Here is an 11952-nt window from a genome sequence, read left to right on the forward strand (position 1 = left end):
AAATTTTAATTTTTTGCTAAACCAATGTATTAAATGACTTAATTTATTTTATTTATCAGTGGTTAATTTAAGAATGATTTCCTAACAAGCTGGCTAGACGCTGGAAATTGCGTCTAGCTCTTGCAGGCATGATAATGATACCTGGCAGAAATTGTGCAATATTTTACCATCCACATCAGCTTACCACGAAATATTTCTTTTTCGTGTATATCTCAATCATGATGCCAAGGCAATAAAAACAATTTGGATATCTGGATCTGGTAGGGTATAGCTCAAATTTTTATTCAGGTTTTAGCTATGGAAAACAGCGTAGCTATATATTAATTTTCATCCGGGATGGAAACATACCAGGTTAATAGACCACCCAAAAAGACGATCGCCGCCAATCCCAAAAATACTGCCTGCAATCCCACAAAGGTTTCTGCTACACCTGCTAATGCTAAGGGTAAACTCAGAGCAATGTTAATGACATTGTTCTGCAAACCAAACACTTTACCACGCATTTCCGGAGGTGTTTCTGTTTGAATCGCAGTTTGCATTGGTATTCCTACTAACGCCCCAAAGATTCCCAAAAGCATTACTAGTAGCAGGGCAATCCATAGCTGTTGCGTAAAGACTGATAGACCAATTAGGGATACTACCATACCCACACTACCAAGTAGACTCAATTGGCTATAGGAGAAGCGTTGACCGAACAGACCTAACATCATTGCCCCAACAGCAATGCCAACACCTCCAGATGCTAATAAGAAACCGAATTGTTCTGCCCTCAAGCTGGGAATTATTTCTGCCATGCGAACGGCGAGAACTGTTAAGGCAGCAAATACAGAAAATAAGATAATTAACTGAATCAAGGCATTGCGAAGCCGATAATTTTTCCCTAAATAGCGCAATCCATCCCGCAGATCGGCAAAGATATGTGGAGATTCTTTTTCGGCTGCATGGGGTTTTTCGTTTGTGACCAAGAGCAATAAAATCAGTCCGGCGATCGCATAACTACCACCCACGACTATTTCTTTTCCGAGTCCGTCGTTTCCACCAAGTAGCAACCAAAGGCGATCGGCCGCAGCCAAAAGTGGTTCACCAATGGCAAATCCCACAATCACCGATGCCATCATTGTTGTTGTGTAAAGAGAATTTGCCGAAAGTAAGTGCTTGTCTTTCACTACTAAGGGAATTGCTGCTTGTTCTGCTGGTGCAAAAAACTGTGTCAGTGTTGAAACTAGAAAAGTTACTCCCAGAATGATGACAAAACCCACAGGCAAAACTCCGATCGGTTGCCAATTTTGAGTTAGCCATAGTAGCAGGGGAATAATCAAAACTAGGATACCCCGCCAAATATTCGTTCCCACTAGTACAATTTTTTTCGACCAGCGGTCTACAAATGCACCCGCCAAAGAACCAAACAGTACGGCGGGAATGGTAAAAGCCATCATCAATGCTGATACCCAAGCGCTAATCGTGCGATCGCCCATCTGAAAATGAGAATTAATCAAGGCAATCATCAGCACCAAATACACTTTATCTGCCAATTGGCAAAAAACTTGACCACCCCAAAGAGCCAAAAAATTGGGGTTTTTTAATACAGGCCAAAACCCACGTTCTTGTATATCACTTGATGCTGCTCCACCGCCATCTGCACCAGACTTTTCTTGAGCCATTTTTTCCGGTACAGCAGCAGTTACTACTGGCGAAGTCAGACCCTTTGCTTCACTAGAGTCAGATTTTTTAACATTGGTTGGTGATTCCTGTGTCCAGTTTTGTTCATCTCTAGAAAAGTCTTGTTTAGACATTTCTTGAGGATAGATTTTACTGGGTGTTGACTTGGGAACTGCACTTAGGTGATTTTGTAATTTAGGCGCTGATGCCCTATTCTGTTTTTTGGCATGGCTTGGTGACAGTGGCAGGATTTTTGTATCCAAATCAGACGGTTGCATCATGGTTTAGCAGCAAAATAAGAATCTATCAAGGCAGCAGAGCGAATGGGGCGACCAAATTGATACTGAGCATACTGACGCAAAATTTGCTCAACAGATAACCAGTCATCTTCTCTGGCTGCATCTTGCATTATCTCTGATTGCGACAGCTGCTGGAGTATATTCAATTCTTGAGCATTCAGGCGTTTGGAAAGTACCGGTATTTCTTGGCGATGAATAATGGTTTCGTAGCCGACGCTTTGGGGTGATGGGGTGTAGACACTTGTAGGATGCTTTACCTTAGGGTTGGGGTGATGGGGTGATGGGGTGATGGGGTGATGGTTCTTCCCACCTTCCCATCTCCCCACCTCCCCCTCCTTCTTCACGTGTTCCCAAGCTGTTAAACAAATCGTTCCACCAGCACTAATACTGAATCCTACTACCCAGTTAGGGTCTGTAAAATCGGGTTTTAAGGGGCGTCCGGATAAACAACACATCTGTACTTGCGGCGTCAGTCCAGCTAAAGCCAAAAGCTGAAATAGTCCATGTGTCAGATGCGCCATTACACTATACGTGTTTGCACTGGGTAAAGCTTCTAAGCGTCTCAGATGTTCGTTAAGTAACTCATACAGTTCTGTTTGAGGTTGTTCGCTTAAAGCCTGACACAGTACTATCTCTGCCAAGTACTGACTAGCTGCCAATTTGACCAAATCCTTAGCAAGACCGGGATAAGATTTTACTGTTTGTGCTTGCGTAATTTTATCTAGCGATCGCCCTTTGGCAATCAATAATTCATTTACTACAAACGTCCCACTCCTACCACCAAGGCTGGAGTTATGCTTGCGAGAACCAGGTGCGATCGCCCGAATCAGACCAAACTCCTGTGTCAAAATTGTCACTAGCCGATCCGATTCGCCAAAAGCCTGTGTTTTCAAATTAATTCCAGTTGCTTTATAAGTTCTACTCATTAGTCATTAGTCATTGATCATTAGTCATTAGTCATTAGTCATTAGTCATTGGTCATTACAAAGGACAAAGGACGTAGACACCCTCCGGGCGGCTTCCCGTAGGGTAGGACAGATGACAAATGATTACTTACTCTTTTCCAGGGTATCGCGCTGCCTTAGCAAATCGACACCGCGAGAAGTGCCCAATCTCGTAGCACCAGCCATAATTAAGTCTAGAGCTTGGTCAATTGTGCGAATACCTCCTGATGCCTTAATTGCTGCTCTGTCTCGGGCAACTTCATAAAGAAGTTGCACATCCGCTACTGTTGCACCTCCGTTCCAACCCGTGCTGGTTTTAAGAAACGACGCCCCTGCATCCATACATATTTCCGCAGCTAGTCGCTTCTGAGCATCCGTCAGGAGATTGGTTTCCAAAATTACTTTTACTGTTTGCCCTGTTTCCTCACAAATTTCAGCGATTTCCTTATGCACCTCATCAGTTTTGCCAGCGATCAACCAACCTAAGTTTATGACTACATCCAACTCAGTAGCGCCATTTTCTACTGCTTCTTGGGCTTCGTACAGCTTAACTGCTGAAGTCGTCGCTCCAGTGGGAAAGCCAATCACAGTACAAACTTTCGGCTTTTTACCGTGGAGGAGTTCGGCAGCTTGCCTCACGTAAACTGGATATACGCAAACTGCTGCGAATTGAAATCTCTCTGCTTCTTCACACCATTGCTCAACCTGCTCGCTTGTAGCCGTTGGTATCAGCAGGGTGTGATCTATATATGGCGCAATATCAATGTCTGGATACTCTGCTGCCATCGTCTCTCTTACTAGTAATTGATTATAAACCTTTATAAAAATTTAAGACTATTTTAATAAATTAATCCACAATTCCTAGCATTTTCTCTTAAACATAGACCCATTGCTTAGTTTTATTGGTTACAGCTACAAATAACACATTATTATAGTGAGGTAATTTACTTAACATCAAGCAGATAAGTGGCTAAATGACAATGAGTTAAGTACGACTCGTAAACCAGCAAAAAATGAAAATATAGAATGGCGATCGCTTGTCATTATTCTTTACAAAATGTAATCAACACTGCTGACTTTAAACTAAAGTATATTAGCGCTATATTTTCGCTGCTATTTGCTGGTTTATGCCTCAAGACCGTAAATCCGATCTATCAAAAACCCGCGCCTCTGATATCCTTGGTTATGACGACTTACTGCTAGAATTAAAAACTAAAATTTCCAACGCTCAACTGCGGGCAGCGTTAGCAGTCAACAAAGAGCTAACATTGCTTTACTGGCAAATTGGACGAGACATTCTCCAGCGACAGCAGCAGCAAGGTTGGGGAGCAAAAGTAATTAACCGCCTTGCAGCGGATTTGCAAAAAGCTTTTCCAGAGATGAAAGGCTTTTCACGTACTAATCTCATGTACATGAGAGCTTTTGCTGAGGCGTATCCAGAAGAGCAAATTGTCCAACAGCTTGTTCGACAAATTCCTTGGGGTCATAATGTCCGTATATTTAGATGCTGTTAAAGACCCAACAGAACGCCTGTGGTATGTGCAACAAACAATCCAACATGGGTGGAGTCGTAGCGTGGATATTGAAAGATAAACGTCATATTATTGACGAGAAATTTAGTTACTTTTGCTAGCCCTTTACTGTTGGAGGTACACTCTCGTGCAATCTGCAATTGAACTGCGTGGAAATGCGATCGCCAAATCAATCAAAGAAGAAATTACTACTCAAGTCAACAAACTCAAAGAAGCGAACATTTACCCGAAACTGGCAGTTGTTTCCTGTTCATCCGATCCCGCTGTTCTCAGCTACGTTCAATCCAAGAAAAAAACAGCCTCGTCTTTGGGAATTGAAGTTGTTCACAGCGAATTGAGTCCAGATGTCAGTCAGGAAACTTTGAATGAAACCCTCCAGATGCTTGCTGACGATCAATCCGTACATGGAATAATCTTGGAGTTTCCCCTCCCATCTCACATCGACAGCGAACAAGCTGTACTGAGAATGAAACCATGCAAAGATGTAGATGGTCTACATCCATATAATATGGGTCTTCTCGCTCTCGGTAAAGAAGACAGTGCCATCTTACCTGCAACACCACAAGCCTGCATTCAACTATTAGAAACCTATTGTCCCATCAAAGGTAAAAAAGTCGCAATTGTGGGGCGAGGGCGAACTGTTGGCCGTCCTCTCGCGTCGATGCTAGTAAATCGAGGCGCAACAGTGACAATCTGCCATACTCAGACTGCTTCCTTAAAAGATGCCCTGAAAGATTGTGAAATAGTAGTGGCTGCAACAGGTAAGCCCAAATTGTTAGATGGAAATATTTTGCAACCGGGACAAGTGGTTATTGATGCTGGAATTGCAGAACTAGACGGAAAACTGTGCGGAGACTTAGACGTTACTTCCACTGCGACAATTCTTCAAGCATATACACCCGTTCCTGGTGGTGTTGGGCCAGTAACGACTGCCTTTATCTTGAAAAACCTGATCAGGGCGATTGAAATTCAACAACAACCCAGTCCAGATTCCCTTTGGGAAACCCCTCTACAAAAGTTCATCGCTCAAACAGCAAGCGATCGCCCGACTCCGGGAGGAGGCTCCGTAGCGTGCGTAAGTGCTAGCATGGGCTTTGGGCTGCTTCTGATGGCGTTGCGGATCTCTTCCAAGCGAAAGGATATTGACGAGTCCAACAATATATTTGCACTCAGCAGCAAACTGGAAGCAATGCTAGAATCTGCTAAAAATTCGGCGATTGAAGATATTGAATGCTTCAACGAGTATATGTCTGCTCTTTCTTTGCCGAAGTCAACCGACGAGGAGAAGAACGCCAGAAAAAAAGCTCTTGCTGATGCAACAAATAAAGCAATTGAAGTGCCTCTCAATGCTTGCGCCAACATTTTGGAAGGTTTACATTTAGCAAAAGATGCTGCTATGTTCTCAAATCGATTTGTTGTTAGCGATGTAGGCGCAGGCAGTTCACTTCTTTATGGAGCTATTGAAGCAAATCTTTGGAATATACTTATTAATGCCCAATCTTTAAGTGAAGACAGAAAAGCGGAGTTTTTAGAAAAAATTGCCAGCACTCGCAGGCAAGCTCAAGAGTTATTTGAGCAAGTAAAAGAATTGGTAGCGTCCAAAATTGAGCAAAAATAGCTTAGGAGTAATCAGACTTAGTACAGCTTTGCGTAAAATCGTAGCTTTTTTAAACGCACGCCTGTAGAAGAGTCACAGTAGAGGCACGCAGAGTCTTTTCATAAATAATTTCGCTACGAATTAATGAAACGCTGTACTTAGTGGTAAATACTGTTGTTTAGACAAGTTTAAGCACCAGCAATTAAAAGCGCGATCGCGATTCAAAAACTTGTTGCACAGTCACATTCAACTCTGGGAATGTTGGCGATACGATCCGGTCAGTACCCCTGTACTGGCTGACTTGATATTCACTTTCTACTAAAGAGTAAATTGAGATGGTTGGCTGTTTGGGCTTACCAATAACCTGAGTTCCTCCCAGGGCTTGATGGTCAACAATCCAGTATTCAGCTATACTCAATCCCTCGTAAGCACCACGCTTGGTGTAGTAATCATCTCGCCAGTTAGTACTAACTACCTCAACAACCAGAGGGATTGATGCCCCAAGCGTCAGGGTTGAACGCTCCTCCCAGAACGGCTCAGCCTCCAGTTTAGTAGAATTGATGACGGTGATATCGGGTAGATAGCATCGCTGATACCCATCTGGTGATACCATCACCTGCTGTGAAATGAAGTAGGGCAGCTGTAATCGGTCAATCTCTACTGTTAATCGTTGAATCAAGTATCCAGTTACAGCTGCGTGATTTCCAGAGGGCTGTGCCATTTCTACAACATCCCCATCATGTAGCTCGTATCGTCCTCCCGTGGGAATCCATTCCAAAAACTCCATTAAGGTCAGATGTTGGTGCTGTGCATACATAGATCATCCCTTACCTCTGTGCAATACTCTGGCGCTAAAGGTGATGTAACGGATGATTACCTATGCTAATCAAACACATTCCATCCGCTACATCCGCTACAAAATCTGTCGATCTGCGAAATTATCCCACCGCCTTCTGGGCACCAACTAGTTCACCCTCAGAAACTTCTGGTAACAAACGCTTTACGCCTTGGTTAACAAAGCCTTGCAGAAATGTAACCTGCTGGTTCTGTTGAAATACCTTTTGCAAGGTTTGCCCTAATTTCTCAACATTAAAGCCAGTGGCAGTATTTGCTGCTACTTCCTGCTGTTGGAAATATTCTATCAAGCTCAGCCCTGCTAAGCGTGTTAGATAGGCTGCACTTACACCCTGGACTGCACCACCAGCAACAAAGGTAACAGCGTGACTCTTGAGAACAGTACCAATAGCTTTACTAGAAAGTTCAACTAAACCCAGTTTTAGCATTAAACTCCCCATTTCCCCAGCTACGGTTTTTGCTTGTTCTAGGGAAAATTTCTGCTGATAGACATTACCCAAATCGACGATCATTTGGGCGTTAATTGCTGCTGTTGCCAGGATATCTAGGGCTGGTACTGGGTTAGCGAAAGCGGCGGCGGCGGCTATCCATTGATATTGTTCAATGACTGGGTTAGCGCGATCGCGTCTTATTCCATTCAAGTAGTTTTTCGCTTCAGCTTTCAGCAACAATGCCTTTCTCATCGTCGTTGCCCATACCAGCTGCTGTCCTTGCTGTGTCAAAATTTCGCCCAAATCCTGCGTTAATTGCTGGATATCCGGCGCTGGTTGTTCCATCCACTCTTGCACAGAACCATCATCGTTGTACTTGCGGACTTTAACGGGAACGGGAGAGGCCGCAGTTGCCACAACATTTGCTTGTATCCGCTGTTTTAATGACAGCAAAACGCTAGCGCGTTCATCTACTAAATACTGATCTTGTTTGTTGAACACCAGCATTAAGCGGTGATTTTCTGCTTTTAGCTGTTGTATGGTTTGAAATTCTGTATCTGTCAAATCGCCGTTTGTCAGGAACAGAATAAAATCAGTTGCCTTTGCTTTTGTTAACGCAGTTGCATCTGATGTTTCGCCTGCTTGTGCAAATAAAGGCGCTGTCTCTTGCAAATAGACTTGTCGCTGTATTTCTGGTTGCCAGTTGGACTTTAAAACTTCAATCAAAGTAGATTTACCCACCGATTTACCGCCAGTGACAGCTAGATGAATTTCTTGCCTGTCTAACTCTTGGTACAACTGGGGAATTTTTTCTCGCAGTAGAGACGTTGCATGCAACGTCTCTACATGATTTTCTGCTTCGCCTGCTAAATGATTAATCACGACTTCAGCTTTGGCGATCGCACTTTCGACAGTTTCCCGATCTACGGGCAAACTATCTAGCACTTGTGAATTGTCTTTGGCGCGATTTTGCTTTAATAACAACAAACCGCCACCAATTAACAACAAACTCAATACACTATATTCACCCAATTGCACTATCGAATCGTGCCAACTTTGTAAAATCCACAGGGAAAACGAAAGTCCCAAACCTCCCACCAATATCGGTCGTTGCAACTTCACAACCATGATTCACCGCGCTTTTTGGATTATTTCTACTCCAGAATAGATCAAAACCTTGCTTCTCTAAATTGAAGTAGCGATACAGCACAATTTTCTTTACCAAATCAAGCTTGTCAAATTTACTCCTAGGCAATACGAGAATTTGGAGAACAAGGTTTGCGCGATTCCTTACTTTCTACGTGTATTTAACAACCTAAAAGTAAAGTTTTATAAAAAATTGCGTAATCGCAAAAGCTACATCTGGAGTACCAGTAGTAATTTGCAATTTCAGCTTAGCAATAAGCTAAAAGGCATTTAATTTGCATTCTCAAAAAAATCAAACTCTTGTGGGGTGGGCGTCTCGCCCGCCCTGATTATGCAACTTAAATGCACATCAGCTTATCACCGAGCAAAAAATCAAATAATGGTGAGATTGCTTGTAAGCTTTTCGTAACTTGGAGTTTGACTTATGAAAAAGCTTATCGCGTTTATTACGACAGCGATTATTGCTTGTATTGCCATTGCTAGTATTACAGCAGCAATTGTTACTTGGGATTCTTGGGGACAAACAAAAACTTCAAAGGCTGTAGCCCAGACAATAACAGGTTGTCCTGCCTATCCAAGTAAGAACTGCTTGGATATTGATGTTTACGAAGCTCTAGACATCATGCCTAGAGAAGATCAACCATTTGAAGTAAATCCATCATCAGAATACCATCCAACTCTTGGAGCCTATTATGGTGGAACTTCCTCTCCTCCCAATCCATTAGTTATTAAGCCAGGGGAATCAGTTACCTTTTTTATTGGCCCTCAATATTTCTTACCTAAATCCTATAAGATAGATGATACAAAGATTGTCCCGCATGTCGGAGCAGGGCCGAAATATACACTCCGAACTGATTCACAAAAATATCCTGAGCTATCAGAAATTTACACAAATAACAAGGTTACATTTAACTCTGGCGATCCATCAAATTCACAACAGGTAATTAAAGAATTTGGACATGCAGGAGTCACCGATGAACCTCCTTCCCCTACTTCTGCTCAATACCTCATTGCCAGTGGCCCCATAACATATAACAATGCGGGAGAATTTGTGGCAACGGCACGGGTTCAAATGATTAGACACTTTTTTATAGGTTGTTCTCCTGCTGAATGGGGATTTGTACCCAAAAAAGAAGATTTGTGTCCTGCTGGACAAGAGCATGGAGGACATAGTCCAGCCTCTTTTGATAGGCTAATTGACATGACTGTTTCTCGCTTAATCAAAGTAGTTCCCTAGCAATTGTTGTGCAATTGACAACCTGTATGGAGGGCAATGCCCTCCTAGTTGCTTAAACTGCTACTATCGTACTTACACGCTTTACCTGTGGCTTTGCAATCATTCGCATTCCTGCTGGTGTGGCTATAGTCAAACCACGGCGGATGGGACGCACTGGACACTGATCGACTAGTTCAAGTTAGAAATGGTAATCCTGTATCTGTAATTTCCGCCATCAGAACAGCGATATCTACCCCCCGCTTAATCAAGCGAAAACTTTTCCTCGGTTGCGGTGCTTAGTTGGTGAATTCTGGTAGATGACAAAGCTTGAGAATCGCCATCAGACTTTGCTGGACGTTATCGAGGCGAATCGTATTGTCGTAGACAGTCCTACGGACAGCGCCCTCAACTTTTGCTCGTTCCCGGATGTAGAACATATCCACGTCGTCTTTAAATTGCAACTGGCGAATGCTGCGTAATCCGCGCCAGATTGCCAATTTATAGGCTCTGGCTCGTTCTGTCTCATCATTTTGCACTGCCAAACGATAAGCATTGACTAGACTTTGTAGATAACTTCCCGTTGCAGCGGCATTGGGTAAACCGTATTCTGGTTGTGTAGGATCGTAAAATCGACCCCGCGCATCGACGTATTGCTGGTTATCCCACTGCTGCATCGGTAGCAGCCAATCATTCATCTCAAAAACAAAATTCCGGAACATTCGGTAGCCTGTCTCATCGAACAGCAGTGCACAGGCTTCGCTGTACCACGGAATAAAAGCTGGATGAGGATTAGCCCAATGCCACTCACGATCGTACAAAAAGCTTCGGCAACATTGCTCTAATATTTGCCGATCGCGATTAGCTTTGTAGAGAGATGCGCGAAACAGGAGTGTTAGTCCTGGGTATAAGTTTTGCTGCTTACGTTTAGGGAACTCCTGGGAAGTGCCCAAAGATCTATCCGGTTGCCACAATGCTTCTATTTCCTGACATAGCCTCTGGAAAATTTCACGATAGCGATCGCCGTCTGGATGTTCCATAATCGCTATAGCAGCGATCGCTGCTGCGCCAAGTTTAGCCTTGCCTTGATGTTCGTACTGCGTCAGATTGTAATTAAGGTTGCGATCGGCTAGGGCAAGATGAGCAGGCTGACCTGTAAACTTGGCATAGCGAATTAGGCACAGAGTTGCCATAAACTGGCGGGTGATATTATAACGATTTGATTCTTTGCCTTGGCTCGGCAAATATTTGTCAATCAGGCGTCCGTCCTCAGCACACATTCGCAGCAGCCATTCTCCCATGCTAAGAGCCATATCTAAGATTGTCTGATACGACATGGTCTCCAATGGCACAATCTGATTTCCCCGGTACACGATCGCCACTTTTGGTGAGTGATTAAGAGAAATTAGTACCTGTTTTGCCTCGAACGACTCAATTATTCCCCCGTTTTCCTCAAATGCTTGTGCTGATATAGACACAAGCTCAAGAAAACTCTCAAATACCTGCTGGAAGGTGAGGTTACAAGCAATCATTTGCGTGGGGCTATACAAAGCCACGTGCGATTCATATTGCAGTTTAATGCCGCGAATACCTATCTTAGTGTTTGGAAATTTACTTTTAAACTCTGGTAGAGTAACACGATGATAGTCATGAGTCAGGCACATTTCGATAGTATTCACTCCTTTAAAATCAGGTTGAGAGAGGACTGGGATAATAGTGCTGCTCAATGCGCTAAATAGTTCTCCATTATCGAGCCAGTAATCACGCAATAAAACTCCTTGTCGACGCAGTGCTACATAGGTAGAACCGACACAGGTCACAGGTACAGATGTTCTGTCAGTGCCACTGAAAGCCTGTTTCAAAAGTTCTGCTAAGGCAGCATCATCAATATGGAAAGAGCTGTCCATTTCAAGCTCCTTAAAATATTTTTGCGAGCGATCCAAGCAATTGAAAAATTGACTAAGATGTTGCGCTTACACATTGCACTTTTTTCGTTAAGATCGTCATTAGTCATTAGTCATTGGTCATTAATAACCAAGGACAAATGACTTTGAACAAATGACGGCTCTCACGAGCAATTGTGTAATTTTAAGGCGTTACATCTTAACACAATTGCTCGTAGCAATACAATTTATCCGATCGTCCTAAAAACTGATTAGGGACTTCCAAATAAAAAAACATACAATTTTTCTTGTGGGGTGGACATCCTGTCCGCCCATAACCAAGGGCGGGCGAGACGCCCACTCCACAAGAAGGGATAATTTATTTCTTGGTAA

8 protein-coding genes and 1 pseudogene are annotated in these 11952 nt (G+C 43.2%); 3 read left to right on the plus strand and 6 right to left on the minus strand.

Annotated elements, in window-relative coordinates:
- Positions 1–320 precede the first annotated feature (320 nt).
- The 3 genes and pseudogenes from HXY43_RS14080 to deoC form a co-directional block, all read right to left on the minus strand.
- The gene (locus HXY43_RS14080; RefSeq protein WP_290883843.1) at positions 321–1937 is read right to left on the minus strand and encodes an MFS transporter; all 1617 of its coding nucleotides are present in this window, start codon (positions 1935–1937) and stop codon (positions 321–323) included.
- Positions 1924–2884: pseudogene (gene recO, locus HXY43_RS14085) on the minus strand (DNA repair protein RecO). Before recO ends, HXY43_RS14080 begins: the two are co-directional and overlap by 14 nt.
- 123 nt (positions 2885–3007) lie before the next feature.
- The gene (gene deoC / locus HXY43_RS14090; protein WP_290883829.1) at positions 3008–3688 is read right to left on the minus strand and encodes a deoxyribose-phosphate aldolase; all 681 of its coding nucleotides are present in this window, start codon (positions 3686–3688) and stop codon (positions 3008–3010) included.
- A 341-nt stretch (positions 3689–4029) separates the two neighbouring features.
- Between deoC and HXY43_RS14095 the strand changes: the two genes are divergently transcribed.
- On the plus strand, positions 4030–4416 hold the full coding sequence (locus HXY43_RS14095) for a DUF1016 N-terminal domain-containing protein (RefSeq protein ID WP_290883831.1): 387 nt from the start codon (positions 4030–4032) through the stop codon (positions 4414–4416).
- Between the two features lie 145 nt (positions 4417–4561).
- Positions 4562–6052 carry a cyclodeaminase/cyclohydrolase family protein gene (locus HXY43_RS14100; RefSeq protein ID WP_290883832.1) on the plus strand — a complete coding sequence of 497 codons (1491 nt, stop codon included), beginning with the start codon at positions 4562–4564 and terminating at the stop codon, positions 6050–6052.
- A 181-nt stretch (positions 6053–6233) separates the two neighbouring features.
- Here the strand turns inward: HXY43_RS14100 and HXY43_RS14105 are convergent, their stop codons facing one another.
- Positions 6234–6848, minus strand: a complete 615-nt coding sequence (locus HXY43_RS14105; RefSeq protein WP_290883833.1) for a Uma2 family endonuclease — start codon at positions 6846–6848, stop codon at positions 6234–6236.
- Between the two features lie 121 nt (positions 6849–6969).
- The gene (locus HXY43_RS14110) at positions 6970–8445 is read right to left on the minus strand and encodes a YcjF family protein (RefSeq protein ID WP_290883835.1); all 1476 of its coding nucleotides are present in this window, start codon (positions 8443–8445) and stop codon (positions 6970–6972) included.
- A 442-nt stretch (positions 8446–8887) separates the two neighbouring features.
- Between HXY43_RS14110 and HXY43_RS14115 the strand changes: the two genes are divergently transcribed.
- A complete protein-coding gene (locus HXY43_RS14115) occupies positions 8888–9700 on the plus strand; it encodes a hypothetical protein (protein WP_290883837.1) in 813 nt (270 codons plus the stop codon).
- Between the two features lie 275 nt (positions 9701–9975).
- On the opposite strand, the gene HXY43_RS14120 is transcribed toward HXY43_RS14115, so the two are convergent.
- Positions 9976–11583, minus strand: a complete 1608-nt coding sequence (locus tag HXY43_RS14120; RefSeq protein ID WP_290883839.1) for a hypothetical protein — start codon at positions 11581–11583, stop codon at positions 9976–9978.
- Positions 11584–11952 lie beyond the last annotated feature (369 nt).

The sequence above is a fragment of the Fischerella sp. genome (genome assembly GCF_013388695.1).
Taxonomy (GTDB): domain Bacteria; phylum Cyanobacteriota; class Cyanobacteriia; order Cyanobacteriales; family Nostocaceae; genus PCC9605.